The sequence below is a fragment of the Bordetella genomosp. 1 genome (assembly GCF_002261335.1).
GTDB lineage: Bacteria > Pseudomonadota > Gammaproteobacteria > Burkholderiales > Burkholderiaceae_B > Bordetella.
In genome coordinates this window covers 241930-255708 of record NZ_NEVL01000003.1, presented here as the reverse complement: position 1 = coordinate 255708, position 13779 = coordinate 241930, and the positions used below count along the sequence as shown (strand labels likewise).

General features: G+C 71.7%; 11 protein-coding genes. 6 read left to right on the top strand and 5 right to left on the bottom strand.

Annotation, left to right across the window (positions count from 1 at the left end; translation table 11 throughout):
* Positions 1-76: 76 nt before the first annotated feature.
* Entirely contained in the window at positions 77-718 is a 642-nt protein-coding gene (locus tag CEG14_RS09625) for a response regulator transcription factor (RefSeq protein ID WP_094826157.1), read from the bottom strand.
* On the bottom strand, positions 715-2679 hold the full coding sequence (locus tag CEG14_RS09620) for a PAS domain-containing sensor histidine kinase (RefSeq protein ID WP_218831322.1): 1965 nt from the start codon (positions 2677-2679) through the stop codon (positions 715-717). Before CEG14_RS09620 ends, CEG14_RS09625 begins: the two co-directional genes overlap by 4 nt.
* Positions 2680-2950: 271 nt before the next feature.
* On the opposite strand from CEG14_RS09620, the gene CEG14_RS09615 reads away from it, so the two are divergent.
* The 3 genes from CEG14_RS09615 to CEG14_RS09605 are packed head-to-tail and all read left to right on the top strand — an operon-like array spanning position 2951 to position 4621.
* Positions 2951-3469, top strand: a complete 519-nt coding sequence (locus tag CEG14_RS09615; RefSeq protein WP_094826156.1) for a Dps family protein — start codon at positions 2951-2953, stop codon at positions 3467-3469.
* Positions 3470-3503: 34 nt separating this feature from the next.
* Positions 3504-4085: a redoxin domain-containing protein gene (locus tag CEG14_RS09610; RefSeq protein WP_094826155.1), complete on the top strand. Its 582-nt coding sequence runs from the start codon at positions 3504-3506 to the stop codon at positions 4083-4085.
* Positions 4082-4621, top strand: coding sequence for a DsbA family protein (locus CEG14_RS09605; RefSeq protein ID WP_094826154.1), 540 nt, complete (start codon positions 4082-4084; stop codon positions 4619-4621). The genes CEG14_RS09610 and CEG14_RS09605 overlap by 4 nt, the downstream gene beginning before the upstream one ends.
* Positions 4622-4682: 61 nt before the next feature.
* Here the strand turns inward: CEG14_RS09605 and CEG14_RS09600 are convergent, their stop codons facing one another.
* Positions 4683-4898, bottom strand: a complete 216-nt coding sequence (locus tag CEG14_RS09600; protein WP_094826153.1) for a TOBE domain-containing protein — start codon at positions 4896-4898, stop codon at positions 4683-4685.
* Positions 4899-5345: 447 nt separating this feature from the next.
* Positions 5346-7628, bottom strand: coding sequence for a rhodanese-like domain-containing protein (locus CEG14_RS09595; RefSeq protein WP_373454186.1), 2283 nt, complete (start codon positions 7626-7628; stop codon positions 5346-5348).
* A gap of 238 nt (positions 7629-7866) precedes the next feature.
* Here CEG14_RS09595 and CEG14_RS09590 point away from each other — a divergent pair, with 238 nt between their 5' ends.
* From CEG14_RS09590 to CEG14_RS09580, 3 genes are read left to right on the top strand one after another with little or no spacing between them, the layout of a single operon-like run.
* Positions 7867-10020 carry a hydantoinase/oxoprolinase family protein gene (locus CEG14_RS09590; protein ID WP_094826152.1) on the top strand — a complete coding sequence of 718 codons (2154 nt, stop codon included), beginning with the start codon at positions 7867-7869 and terminating at the stop codon, positions 10018-10020.
* Complete coding sequence (locus CEG14_RS09585) at positions 10017-11744, top strand: hydantoinase B/oxoprolinase family protein (protein WP_094826151.1); 1728 nt, start codon at positions 10017-10019, stop codon at positions 11742-11744. The genes CEG14_RS09590 and CEG14_RS09585 overlap by 4 nt, the downstream gene beginning before the upstream one ends.
* Before the next feature lie 34 nt (positions 11745-11778).
* A complete protein-coding gene (locus CEG14_RS09580) occupies positions 11779-13416 on the top strand; it encodes an ABC transporter substrate-binding protein (RefSeq protein ID WP_094826150.1) in 1638 nt (545 codons plus the stop codon).
* Positions 13417-13597: 181 nt separating this feature from the next.
* Here CEG14_RS09580 and CEG14_RS26325 read toward each other — a convergent pair whose 3' ends face one another.
* Positions 13598-13735, bottom strand: a complete 138-nt coding sequence (locus tag CEG14_RS26325) for a hypothetical protein (RefSeq protein ID WP_179280572.1) — start codon at positions 13733-13735, stop codon at positions 13598-13600.
* Between the last annotated feature and the right edge of the window lie 44 nt (positions 13736-13779).

Here is a 13779-nt window from a genome sequence, read left to right as displayed (position 1 = left end):
GTCGAAACGCGGCAGTCTCCGTTATGAACCTTCTCAGCCATGAAAGGAATCATACACAGGTTTGTCGCCGCCCCATTCAGGTGCGCGAAATGCCCAGCGTGTGGGCCTGGCGGACCAGGTCGGCGAGCGACCGCACGCCCATCTTGCGCATGACGTTGCCGCGATGGATCTTGACCGTGATCTCGCTCAGGCCGATCAGGCCGGCGACCTGCTTGTTCATCAGCCCGGACACCACATGCCCCATCACCTCGCGCTCGCGCGCCGTCAGGGTGTCGTAGGCGGCGCGCAGCGTGGCCAGGCCGGCGGTCTGGGCGCGGCGCTCGGTGTCGCGCTCGATCGCCGTCGTGACCGCGTCCAGCATGTCCTGTTCGCGAAACGGCTTGGACAGGAAGTCCACGGCGCCCGCCTTCATCGCCTTCACCGTCATGGGGATGTCGCCGTGGCCGGTCATGAACACGATCGGCAGGTCCAGCCCCTGCCCGGCCAGCTGCGACTGGAAGTCGAGTCCGCTGATGCCGGGCAGGCGCACGTCCAGCACCAGGCAGCCGGGCGTGTCCGGAATGCGCGCGGCCAGCAGCTCGGCGGGCGCGGCGAACAGCATCGTGCGCAGGCCGACGGAGCGGAACAGCGAATCGAGCGCGTCGCGCACCGGCGCCTCGTCGTCGACGATGATGACCAGCGGCTCGACGGCCGGGGCCGGGATCGGGGAACGGTTCATGCCGGGATTCCTTCGCGGGCCACCGCGAGCGTGAGTTGGAAGACCGCGCCGTGGCCGGGCGCCGTGTTCAGGGTGAGCGTGCCGCCATGGGCCTGCACGGTGCTGCGGCAGATCGCCAGGCCCATGCCCATGCCATCGGGCTTGGTGGTGTAGAACGGCGCGAACAGGCGTTCGCGGTCGGCCGGGGCCACGCCGGGGCCGGTGTCGCTGAGCGTGATCGCCAGGTGCGCGTCGTCGTGCCGTGCCGCCGTGACGCACAGCAGCCGCGGGCCGGCCTGACCGGCCATGGCCTGGGTCGCGTTCACCATCAGATTGACCAGCACCTGCTGCAGCTGGATGCGGTCGCCCGCGACCTCGGGCAGGTCGGGCGCCACCTCGATGCGCAGCTCGATGCGTTCGCGCGCGAACTCGTGCGCCACCAGCCGCGCGGCCTCCTCGATGATGGCGCCGGCCGCCAGCCGGTCGTGCTGGGCCGGCGCCTTGCGCAGGAAGGCCTGCACCCGCTTGACGATCTCGGAGGCGCGGCGCGCCTCCGAGCCGATGCGCTCGAGGCCCACCTCGACCTCGTGCAGGTCGGGCGGATCGCGGCGCAGCCAGCGCATCGCGGCGTCGCCGCTGGTCACCACCGCCATCAGCGGCTGATTGACCTCGTGCGCAATCGACGCCGTGAGCTCGCCCAGCGTGGCCACGCGCGCGGCATGCGCGATCTCGGCCTGGGCCTGCAGCAGCGCATCCTGGTCGTGCTTGCGCTCCGTGTTGTCGACCACGAACACCAGCACGCAGCCCTCCGGATCGTCGGGCGCGGGATAGGTGATCGTGAACAGCACCGGCACCAGCGTGCCGTCGGCGCGGATCATGTCGGTCTCGCCCTCATGGAATGGCTCGCCGCGCGCGTACGCGGTGAGCGCCTCGGCGAAGCTGCGGTCGGAGGGGCTCAGCACCTCGTCGACGTTGCCCGGGGCGCCGGGCGCCGTGCCGGCCCCGACCATCGCCAGGAAGGCGGGATTGACGGCATCGATGCGCACCCGCCTGCGGATGCGCTGCACCGCCTCGGGATGGCTGGCGAAATGGCGCGCCAGCCCGTCGGCGTCGGCCGCGATGCGCGCCAGCTCGGCCGGCACCTCGCGCCAGTCTTCCTGCACCACGCCGATGCGCGTGGCGTCGAACATGCGGCGATAGCGCCGCTCGCTCTTGACCAGCGCGGCGTGGGCGGCCTCGCGGTCGGTCACGTCGGTGTGGGTCTCCATCACGCCCATCGGCCGGCCGGCATGGTCGCGCTGCACCACCCAGCGGCTCGCCAGCGTCAGCGTGGCGCCGCTGCGGGTGACCTGGCGCAGCGTGCCGTCCCAGCGGCCGGCGCTCATCAGGGCCACCTCGATGGCGGCGCGCGGCTCGGCGTAACGGGTCTGCAGCAGTTCGTCGGCCACGCGGCCCACGGCCTCGCGGGCGAGCCAGCCATAGACGTCCTCGGCGGTGCGGTTCCAGAACGTGATCACGCCCTTGCGGTCGCGCACGAAGATCATGTCGTGCGAGAGGTCCAGCAGCCGCGCCTGCGCTGCCAGCCGGCGCGTGGCGCGCAGGTTCTCGAGCGCGAGCAAGGCCGTGATGCCGACCGCCGCCAGGCTGACGACGCCGCGCACCGTGGGCGCGCCGACGTGGTGCAGCCCGTGCGAATCGACATAGGCGACGAGGGTCAGGATCACGCTGGCGGCCGTCGCCACGAAGATGTCGAGCCGGCTGCCGGTGCGCGCGGCCATCAGCACGGCCAGCACATACAGCACGGCCACCGCCCCTTCGAGCGTGGTGAAGGTGTCGACCAGGAAGATGCCGAAGGCGAGCACCAGCGCGCCGATGCGCCAGGCGGCGGGCGCGGGGCCCGCGTCGATCGCGGCGTCGGCATCGACGGCGGCGGCAACAGGTTGCGCGGGCAACGGTTGCGCGGCCGGTGGCGGCGTGGACAAGAATGATCTCCGGATAACGGCGGCCCCGCGCGGGGGTGGGGCCAGGCGCGTTCATTATCGGGTAAGGATCCCTGCCGCGCACTCGCACGGCAGCATACGGTGACCTAAACCAAGGTATGAGTGCGCGAAACGATCTGCCGATTTTTCGGGGGTTCACGCACGGATATTCTGTTTTCCAGGGCGCACCTCCCGGCGGCCCAGCCCGCCTCCCTACCCCCGGGCCCCGCCGGGACCGCCCACCCGACCGTCCCACGAACCGAAGGAAAACGCCATGAACGACCTCTCGCTGCAAGCCCGTCTGCGCGCCCCGCTGAACACGCCCACCGACCTGGGCGCCGACGCCGCCCGGGATATCGCCGCCGCCCTCACCACGCTGCTGGCCGACGTGTTCGCGCTCTACCTCAAGACCAAGAACTTCCACTGGCACATGTCCGGCCCCAACTTCCGCGACTACCACCTGATGCTGGACGACCAGGGCGACGAGATCTACGCCACCACCGACGCGATCGCCGAACGCGCCCGCAAGGTCGGCGGCACCACGCTGCGTTCGATCGGCCACATCCAGCGCCTGCAACGCCTGCTCGACAACGACGCCGACTATGTCACGCCGCAGGACATGCTGGCCGAACTGGCCGACGACAACCGCCAGCTGACCGGCTTTCTGCGCGCCACCCACGCCGTCTGCGAAGAACACAACGACGTCGCGACCGCCAGCCTGATCGAAAACTGGATCGACGAGGCCGAGCGCCGCAGCTGGTTCCTGTTCGAGACCACGCGCGCCGCCCGCTGAGCCACCCTGCCCTGCCGCAACCCTGGAGTCCATCATGTCGCAAGCGCATTCCCTGACTGCATTGCCGGCGGGCACCGCCGCGCCGCCCTTCACGTTGTCGGCCACGCCGGACCAGCAGGTCTCGCTGGACGACCTGCTCGGCCGCCCGCTGGTGCTGGCCTTCTATCCCGCCGACTGGAGCCCGGTGTGCGGCGACCAGATGGCGCTCTACAACCAGATCCTGCCCGAGTTCCATCGGGCCGGCGCCCAACTGGCGGGCATCTCGGTGGACGGGGTGTGGTGCCATGCGGCCTTCGCGGAACAGCGCAAGCTGCACTTTCCGCTGCTGGCCGACTTCGAGCCCAAGGGCGCGGTGGCGCGCAGCTACGGTGTCTATCGCGAGGCCGAAGGCATCTGCGAACGCGCGCTGTTCGTGATCGACGCCCATGGCGTGATCCGCTGGAGTTATGTCTCGCCGCTGGGCATCAATCCGGGTGCCGACGGCATCTTCGAGGCGCTCGATGCCATGGCCGCCGGCGCCACCGCGCCGCCACCCGCGCAGGCCGGACTGGCCGCAGGCGGCGCGCGCGCCGCCGCCCTTGCCCCGCAGCAATCGATCCCGGGAGCCCAGCGATGAGCCGCCTGATCTACCCCGTCGATGCGACGGACCACCTGCAAGGCCCGGTCGATGCGCCGGTCACCCTGGTCGAGTACGGCGATTACGAGTGCCCGTACTGCGGCGAGGCCTATCCGGTGCTCAAGCAGGTGCAGCAGGCGCTGGGCGACAAGCTGCGCTTCGTGTTCCGCAACTTTCCGATCTCCGAGCTGCATCCGCATGCGGTGATGGCGGCCGAGTTCGCCGAAGCCGCGGCGCTGCAGGGCAAGTTCTGGGAAGCGCACGACATGCTCTACGAAAACCAGCAGGCCCTGCGTCCGCGCGAGCTGATGGCGTATGGCCAGACCCTCGGGCTGGATGCCGCCGCATTGAACGAGGCCTTTTCGGGCCGCTTCGACGGCCGGATCCAGCGCGACTTCCAGGGCGGCATCCGCAGCGGCGTCAATGGCACGCCCGCGCTGTTCGTCAACGGCGTCCGCTATGACGGCGAGCGCGACGCGGGCTCGCTGATCGAGGTCCTGGGCGCCGTCGCGCGCCAGCTCGAACGCGCCGCCTGAACGGGCGCACCAAGCACGACGGGCCGCCCGAGAGGCGGCCCGTGGTGTTTTGCAAGCGCGCTCAGAGCTTGGCGACCGACACCTCGGTGGCCTTCACGAAGGCCAGCACTTCGGTGCCGACCTGCAGGTCCAGCTCCTTGACCGAACGGGTGGTGATGACCGAGGTCACGATGCCGGCGGGCGTGTCGATGTCGACTTCGGACACGACCGAGCCCAGCACGATCTCCTTGATCTTGCCGCGGAACTGGTTGCGGGCGTTGATGGATTGAATGGCCATGCATGACTCCTGTTGGACGGATGGCGCGGAACGGCTCCGCGCGGGGTGACAAGCCGGGATGGCGTATCGGACGCCGCCGGCCGGAGCCGGCGGCAGGAAATGGGTGGGATGGGCGCCGGTCGGCGCACCCGGCCGGGTCCGCCGGCGGCGGCGGGCGCGGGACTCGTCCTCCCGGCCTGCGCGCCGCCCGCGGCCCTCAGGCCGTGGCGCAGGCGGAACGGCAACCGCCGTCCGCGTCGAAGCGGGCGTAGCACGTGTCCGTCGCCGAACGGGGCCGGGCGCCGCGCGGCACGGCCGGCGCGGGTCCCACGGCGAACGGCGCGGCCGACCAGCACGACACCGGCTGGCGCGCCCACCTGACCCACTCGCGGCGGCGCAGCCGGCGCAAGCCGCGCCGCAGCCGGGCCCAGGCATCCGCCACGGGCCCCGTCTCGCGAGCGCGGCCCGTCATTGCGCGGCCTCGATCAGTTTGATGTCGCTCGCGCCGGCGCGCTCGAGCTGCGCCACCAGGCCCAGCTCCCAGTCCAGATAGTGTTTGAAACCCGCGTTGCGTGCGGCCACGTCGTCGAGCAGATAGGGGCTGATGTCCTGGTCGTCGTCGCCCGTCAGCACGCCGCCCGCGCCGGTGCCCAGCGGCAGGCCCTGGGCCTGCCAGGCCCGCGTGCCGCCCGTCAGCGCATACACCGCGGGCGCGCCGTCCTGGCGGCGCAGGCGCCAATGCAGCTCGGCCGCCACCAGTTGCGCCAGCACGCCGTCCTCCGACACGACCACCACGCGCTTGCCCGCGTGGCCTGCCACGAGTGCCGGCAGGCGGTCGGGTGCGGCGAAGTGCGCGCCGCGCACGTGGCCGCGCTCGTAGGCGCCGCGGCGGTCCACGTCGTAGACCAGCGTGTCGCCCGCCTCCAGCCAGCCGGCCAGGGCCTGGGCCCGCACCGACGGCGCCGGATCGCGATGACGCAGCACCCGGACGCGTTCGGCGCCCACTTCGAGCGCCACCGGCGCGGCGGCCAGGCCGGGCGTGGCCGCCAGCGGCTGCAGCGGCGCGGCATACAGATAGACCTCGACCGCGCCGAGTTGGGCCAGCCAGGCCGCCGTGGTGAGGGCGCGCACGCCATCATGGTCGGCCAGCACCACGCGCGAACGGCGCGTGCCCACGTATTCGTCGGTGGCCTGCACCAGCTGGCCGCCCGGCGCCCAGCGCCAGCCCGGCAGGTGCCCGGCCTCGTATTCCTCGCGGGTGCGCACGTCGAAGCGATAGAGGCTGCGCTGGCCCGCGGCCGCTTCGGCCTCGAAGGCGGCCAGTTGCGTGGCATCGACGTAGCCCACGCCCGCGGCGGCGATCAAGGTCTGGGCGCGTTCGCGCGCCTGCGCCAGCTGTTGCGCGCCCGGTTCGGGCAGCACGGCGTGACGGCCATAGGCCAGTTCGCGGCCGGAGATCAGCCATTCCATCGTGCCGTTGCGCAGCGACGCCACCTTGTTGGGAATGCCGGCGTCGATCAGCGTCTGCGCGCCCACGATCGAGCGCGTGCGGCCGGCGCAGTTCACCACCACGAAGGTGTCGGGGTCGGGCGCCAGCTCGCCGATGCGGTAGACCAGCTCGGCGCCCGGCAGGCTGTGCGAGAACGGCAGCGTGAAGTTGTGGAATTCCTCGGTGGTGCGGCTGTCGACCACCACGATGTTCTCGCCGGCCGACACGCGCGCGGCGAGCTCGTCCACGTCGATCCAGGGCGTGTGCTTCTCGTGTTCGATCACTTCGCCGAAGGCCTTGCTGGGCACGTTGGTGCCCCAGAAGATCTCGCGGCCCGAGGCTTCCCAGCCGCGCGTCCCGCCCGCCAACACGGCGACGTCGGTGTAGCCCAGCCGGGTCAGCTTGCCGGCGGCCTCGTGCGCCAGCGATTCGTCCTCGTCCACCACCACGATGCGCGTATTGCGGCGCGGCACCAGGCGGTCGATGCGCTGCTCCAGCCGCCACAGCGGCGCGTTGGCCGCCTCCAGGATGTGGCGCTCGGCGTAGCGGCCGGCCTCGCGCACGTCCAGCAGCGCGATCTCGGCGGTGCCGCGCAGCGCGCGCTCCACCTCTTGCGCGCTCACCAGCGCGTGAAAGATCGCGGCGGGCGGGCCGAAGGTGCGGACGGTGCCGCCCTCCTTGCTCTCGAACACCACGCGGCCGGCGAGGCGGTCGAGCGCCAGGCCATAGAAATGCAGGTGCGCGCCGGGCTGGTCGCCGATCAGTTCGATGGTGTGCACGTCGTGCGGCTGCAGCACGATCGCGCCGCCGGGGCCCACGTCGACGCGCCTGACGTGCGTCAGCGTGTCGCGCGCGGGGTCGGCGGTGGCGGCGCGCGCATAGACCTCGTTGCGCTCGTCGCCGCGCACGCCGGCAATGATGGCCCAGGTGGTGTGATCGTGCGGCGGCTGGGCCTTGCCCACCTCGCCCAGCGACAGATACAGGGCGTAGGCGCCGTCGGTGTCTTCGGCCAGGCGGTAGATCGTGCCGGGGCGCTCCGGATGCACCGGGAAGGCCTCGGCGGCAAAGAGCTCGGCGCGCCCGGCGAGCCCCCGCAGCAGCGCGGCCGCGGCGTCGAGCTGGGCGGGCGTGGCGCGCACCGGGTCGGGCAGCACCGCGCGGACATCCGCGATGAGGGCGGCCACGGCGCGCGAGCGCGTGGTCTGGACGGAAAGATCGGCGGTGGGAGGCAGTTGCGTCATCTCGGGTACGTCGGTCGTCATGGCGTTGGGGGTCCGGCGTGGGCCGGGGATGACGCCAAGGCTACGGCCGCCCCCGGCCCCGCGGCAACGCAGAAAACCGAGTATCCATATGCGCCGCCCTCCCCCGGCCGGCACGCATAACGACATACGAAAAACGTCCTTCCGCGGGCTCCTGGCGCTCCCTAGCATCGTCTCCTCATTGCCAGGCGCCGCACCCTGCGCGCCAGGCACTTCTTATTCACGACACAGGGCCCGCTCCATGTCTGCTTCCCCTTCCGCGCCCGCCGCGCGCCGCCCCGCGATCCGGGTGGCGGTCGACGTCGGCGGCACCTTCACCGACATCGTGCTCGAGCAAGGCGAGCTGCGCCGCTCGGCCAAGCTGCTGACCACGCCGGCCGCGCCCGAACAGGCCGTGCTGGCCGGCATCGACGAACTGCTGCAGGCCGCCGGCCTGCCCTGGAACGCGGTCGAGCGCCTGGTGCTCGGCACCACGCTGGCCACCAATGCGCTGATCGAGCGCAAGGGCGCGCGCACCGCGCTGATCACCACCGCCGGCTTTCGCGACCTGGTCGAGATCGGCCTGGAAGACCGCTACGCGCAGTACGACATCTTTCTCGACAAGCCGGAGCCGCTGGTGCCGCGCGACCGGCGCCACGGCGTGGCCGAGCGCGTGGATGCCCAGGGCCGGGTGCTGATCCCGCTCGACGAGGAGCAGGTGCGCGCGCTGGCCGTGCGGCTGCGCGACGACGGCGTGCAGAGCGTGGCCGTGTGCCTGCTGCACAGCTATGCCCATCCCGCCCACGAACGCCGCGTGCGCGAGATCCTGCGCGCCGAGCTGCCCGAGCTCTGGATCTCGCTGTCGTCCGACGTATGCGCCGAGATCCGCGAGTTCCCGCGCCTGTCCACGGTGTGCGCCAACGCCTATGTGCAGCCGCAGGTCTCGGGCTATCTGCGCCGCTTCGAGGCCGCCGCGCGCGAGCGCGGCCTGCGCGCCGAACCCTTCCTCATGACCTCGGGCGGCGCCATCGCCACGCTGCAGACGGGCGTCGAGGAGCCCGTGCGGCTGGTCGAATCCGGGCCCGCCGGCGGCGCCATCCTGGCCCAGCACATTGCCGAACAGGTGGGCGCCGCGCGCGCGCTGTCGTTCGACATGGGCGGCACCACGGCCAAGATCTGCTACATCGACGACTACCAGCCGCAGGTGAGCCGCAGCTTCGAGTTCGGCCGCGTGCACCGCCATCTCAAGGGCTCCGGCCTGCCGATCCGCATCCCCGTGATCGAGATGATCGAGATCGGCGCGGGCGGCGGCTCGATCGCCCGCATCAACCATCTCGGCGTGATCCAGGTCGGCCCCGACAGCGCAGGCTCCTCGCCCGGCCCCGCCGCCTACGGACTGGGCGGCCAGCACGCCACGGTGACCGACGCGCACGCCGTGCTCGGCACCATCACGCCGGAGCGCTTCGCCGTGGGCAAGGTGGCGCTCGACCCCTCGCTGGCGCGCCTGGCCGTGCAGGCACACCTCGCACGGCCCGGCAAGCTGGCCGACCCGGAGGCGGCCCACGCCGTGCTCGAGGTGGTCACCGAAAACATGGCCAATGCCGCCCGCGTGCACGCCTCCGAACTGGGCCGCGACGCCGAGGACCGCACGCTGATCGCCTTCGGCGGCGCCGCGCCGCTGCATGCCGCGCTGCTCGCGCGCAAGCTCGGCATCGCCACCGTGATCGTGCCCGAATCCGCGGGCGTGGGCTCGGCCGTGGGCTTTTTGTGGGCCCCGATCGCCTACCAGGCGGTGCGCAGCCTGCACCAGCGCCTGGACCGCGCCGACCTCGACCTGGTCGAACGCACGCTCGAATCGCTCACGGAGCAGGTGCAGGCCGTGGTCCGGCGCGCCGCGCCCGACGAGCCCCAGACGCTGCGTCGCCAGGTCTACATGCGCTATGCCGGCCAAGGCCACGAGATCGCCATCGATCTGGCGCCCGGTCCGTTCGACGCCGACGCGGCGCGCGCGCTGGCGGCGCAGTTCGCCGAGCGCTATGCGCAGATCTACGGCCGCAGCCTGCCGCACGTCCCGGCCGAGACCGTGAGCTGGTCGGTGGCCGCGCAGGCGGGCGCGCGGCGCGCCATCGCCGCCGACGTGATCGACGCCGCCGGCAGCACGCCGGCCACGCCCAGCGGGCGCCGCACGCTCTACGACTTCGAGCGCGCGCGCTGGCGCGAGGTACCGGTGTACGAACGCAGCACGCTCGCCGCGGGCCAGCAGGTCCAGGGCCCGGCGCTGGTGGTGGAAGACGAAACCACCACGCACGTGCCCGAGGGCTTCGCCGCGCACCGCAGCCCGCAGGGCTCGCTCGTGCTGCACGACCTGCAGCGCGTGTCCGCAACCGCCTCGACCTATCTGGAGACCACGGCATGACCGCTCCCGCTCAGTCCGCCGGCGCGCAGGCCAATCAGGCCCGCGCCGCTTCCGCGCTCTCGCGCATCCGCCACCAGCTCGCCTGGAACCGCCTGCTGTCGGTGGTCGAGGAACAGGCACAGGTGCTGATCCGCTCGGCCTTCGGCACCGCCACCCGCGAGGCCGGCGACCTGTCGGCCGGCGTGTTCCTGCCCGACGGGCGCATGATCGCCCAGGCCGTCACCGGCACGCCCGGCCACGTCAACGCCATGGCCGAGTCGGTCAGGCATTTCCTGCGGGAATTTCCGCTCGAGACGCTGCACGACGGCGACGTGCTGCTCACCAACGATCCCTGGAAAGGCACCGGCCACCTGTTCGACATGACCATGGTCACGCCGGTGTTCCACGACGGCAGGCTGGTGGCGCTGTTCGCCTCCACGCTGCACGTGATCGACATCGGCGGGATCGGCAGCAGCGCCGACGGCCTGGAGGTCTATCACGAAGGTCTGTTCCTGCCGATCGTGAAGTTCTTCCACGCGCACCAGGTGGATCCGGGCGTGCGCGCCATCATCCGCGCCAACGTGCGCGAACCCGAGCAGGTCGAGGGCGACCTCTATGCCCTGGTGGCCTGCAACGAGGTGGGCGGACGGCGCCTGAAGGACCTGATGCGCGAGTTCCGGCTCGACGACCTGACCGCGCTCGGCAACACTATCATCGAGCAGTCGCGCCTGGCCATGCTGCACGCCATCGCCGCCTGGCCGCAGGGCAGCTGGACCAACCGCCTCACCATCGACGGCTACGACGCGCCGATCGAGCTGGTGGCCCGCGTCACGGTCGAGCCCGGCCGCATCCTGGTGGACTTCGACGGCACCTCGCCGCAGGTGGCGCGCGGCATCAACGTGGTCAAGGCCTATACCGACGCCTACACCTCGTTCGGCGTGCGCTGCCTGATCGGCGCCGACGTGCCCAACAACGCCGGCTCGCTGTCGGTGGTGCAGGTCAGCGCCCCCGAGGGCTCGATCCTGAACGCGCGCTTCCCGGCCGCCGTGACGGCGCGCCACATCATCGGCCAGATGCTGCCGGACGTGGTGTTCGGCGCGCTGCGCCAGGCCCGCGCCGACCAGGTGCCGGCCGAGGGCAGCTCCTCGCTCTGGAATCTGCACCTGGTGGGCGGCGAGCCGATCGCCGGCGCGAGCGCCGAGCAGAACCATGCGCTGATCCACGGCAAGCGCTTCAACGCGGTCAGCTTCTCGACCGGCGGCACCGGTGCCCGGCCCGGCAAGGACGGCCTGTCCGTGACCTCCTATCCGAGCGGCGTGCGCAATGTCTCGATCGAGATCCTGGAGGCGGCCAATCCGCTGCTGTTCGAACGCAAGGAATACCGGGCCGACTCGGGCGGCCCCGGCGCGCGCCGCGGCGGCCTGGGCCAGACCATCGTGGTGCGCCACGCCGACCCCGACGCGGCCATGATTCTGGCGGCGGCGTTCGACCGCGTGATCCACCCCGCGCGGGGCGCGCTCGGCGGCCACGACGGCGCGCCCGGCCAGCTGGCGCTGGGTTCGGGCACGCCGCTCAAGTCCAAGGGCCGCCAGCTGATTCCGGCCGGCGACTCGCTGGTGGTGAACACGCCGGGCGGTGGCGGCCTGGGCGACCCCGCCCGGCGCGACCGCGCGCATCTGGACGCCGACCTCGCGCTCGGCCTGGTGAGCGCCGCCCAGGCCGCAGCGGTCTACGGCACGCCCTGATTTCCCCCTTCTTTCCTCTTTCGCAAGACGCACCATGACACTGACCCGCCGTACCCTGCTTCAGGCCGCCCTCGCGGCCGCCCTGGCCACGCCGCTGGCCCTGCCCGGCGCCGCGTTCGCGCAGGCCGCCACCGAGAAACCGGGCGGCCAGCGCGGCGGCCAGCGCGGCGGCACGCTCACGCTGTTGCTGCCCTCCGAGCCGACCGCCCTGGTGACCGTGGGCAACGTCGCCACGCCCATCCTGAGCGTGAGCGCCAAGGTCACCGAAGGCCTGCTCAAATACGACTACGACCTCAACCCCGAGCCGCAGCTGGCCACCGCCTGGCAGGTCAGCCCGGACGGCACGGTCTATACCTTCACGCTGCGCCAGGGCGTGGAATGGCACGACGGCAAGCCGTTCACCGCGGCCGACGTGAAGTACTCGATCGAGCTGCTCAAGAAGATCCATCCGCGCGGACGCAACACCTTCGCCAACGTCACCGCGATCGACACGCCCGATGACCACACCGTGGTGCTGCGCCTGTCCAAGCCGGCGCCCTATCTGATCCGTGCCTTCGTCGCCACCGAGACGCCGATCGTGCCCAAGCACCTCTACGACGGCACCGATCCGCTCACCAACCCGGCCACCTCGGCGCCAGTCGGCACCGGCCCGTTCAAGTTCAAGGAATGGGTGCGCGGCAGCCACATCGTGTACGAACGCAATCCCGACTACTGGGACAAGCCCAAGCCCTACATCGACCGCCTGATCGTGCGGGTGGTGGCCGACCCGGCCGCCGCCGCGATCGCCTTCGAGACCGGCACGGTGGACCTGGGCTACCGCACGCCCGTGCCGCTGGCCGACCTGGAGCGCCTGCGCAAGGTGCCCACGCTGCGCTTCGAGACCCGCGGCAACAGCTACTCGTTCAACGTGACGCGGCTCGAGTTCAACCTCGACAATCCGTACTTCAAGAACGAAAAGGTGCGCCAGGCCGTGGCGCACGCCATCGACCGCAACGTGATCCTGAAGGTGGTGAACTACGGCGTCGGCCAGGTCGCCTACTCGCCCATCGCCCCGGGCCTGAAGCAGTACAACGACCCCGCGCCCACGCCCTACCCCTACGACCTGAAGCGCGCCAACGCGCTGCTCGACGAGGCGGGCTACCCGCGCGGCGCCAACAACGTGCGCTTCACCGTGCCGCTCGACTTCAATCCGATCGGCGCCGACGGCCCGCGCCTGGCCGACTACCTGCGCACCACGCTGGCGCGCGTGGGCATCACGGTGAACGTGAGGGCCCAGGATGCCTCGTCCTTCATCAAGCGCGTGTACACCGACCGTGACTTCGCCTTCACCACCAACGGCGCGAGCAATCTGTTCGACCCGACGGTGGGCGTGCAGCGGCTGTACTGGTCGAAGAACTTCATCAAGGGCGTGCCGTTCTCCAACGGCACCCACTACAGCAACCCCAAGGTGGACGCGCTGCTCGAGGGCGCCGCGGTCGAGAACGATCCCAAGCGCCGCGTCGAGCTGTTCCGCGAGTTCCAGCAGATCGTGGCGCGCGAGGTTCCCGACCTGAACCTGTACCAGCCGGAGTTCATCACCATCGCCAACCAGCGCGTGCACGACCACTCGCTGACGGCCGACGGGGTGGAATCCAACCTGGCCGACGTCTACCTGGATCCGGCCGGCCGCTGAGGCCCGCCGGGCCGCCGCCCGCGCCGCCGGACGCGGCGGCCCCAAGGCAAGGCGCTGTCGCGAACCCGCTCGCATGGGGGATTCGCGACAGCCTCCGTGGCGCGCGCCCACCCGGCGCCCGCCCCGCTTCCGCGCGCGGGTCCCGCCGCGCGCCCTTCTCCCCGTCGCGGCGCGCGCTGCGTCAGCCACCGCAGCGCTTGCTGCTGCGCGCGCGGTAGAACCCACCGCTGCGCATGCCAATGCGCATGCGCTGGAACCCACCGCAGCGCACGCCACTGCGCATGCCGCTGCGCATGCCGCTGCGCACGCCGTTGCGCACGCCTGTCTCCCCCTCGCAACACCGGGCGGAGCGCTGGCCCCGCC

Bases quoted from the DNA above. Each gene is read 5' to 3' on its own strand.
- CEG14_RS09625 (WP_094826157.1), bottom strand. From the start codon at position 718: ATGAACCGTTCCCCGATCCCGGCCCCGGCCGTCGAGCCGCTGGTCATC.
- CEG14_RS09615 (WP_094826156.1), top strand. From the start codon at position 2,951: ATGAACGACCTCTCGCTGCAAGCCCGTCTGCGCGCCCCGCTGAACACG.
- CEG14_RS09610 (WP_094826155.1), top strand. From the start codon at position 3,504: ATGTCGCAAGCGCATTCCCTGACTGCATTGCCGGCGGGCACCGCCGCG.
- CEG14_RS09605 (WP_094826154.1), top strand. From the start codon at position 4,082: ATGAGCCGCCTGATCTACCCCGTCGATGCGACGGACCACCTGCAAGGC.
- CEG14_RS09600 (WP_094826153.1), bottom strand. From the start codon at position 4,898: ATGGCCATTCAATCCATCAACGCCCGCAACCAGTTCCGCGGCAAGATC.
- CEG14_RS09595 (WP_373454186.1), bottom strand. From the start codon at position 7,628: ATGACGACCGACGTACCCGAGATGACGCAACTGCCTCCCACCGCCGAT.
- CEG14_RS09590 (WP_094826152.1), top strand. From the start codon at position 7,867: ATGTCTGCTTCCCCTTCCGCGCCCGCCGCGCGCCGCCCCGCGATCCGG.
- CEG14_RS09585 (WP_094826151.1), top strand. From the start codon at position 10,017: ATGACCGCTCCCGCTCAGTCCGCCGGCGCGCAGGCCAATCAGGCCCGC.
- CEG14_RS09580 (WP_094826150.1), top strand. From the start codon at position 11,779: ATGACACTGACCCGCCGTACCCTGCTTCAGGCCGCCCTCGCGGCCGCC.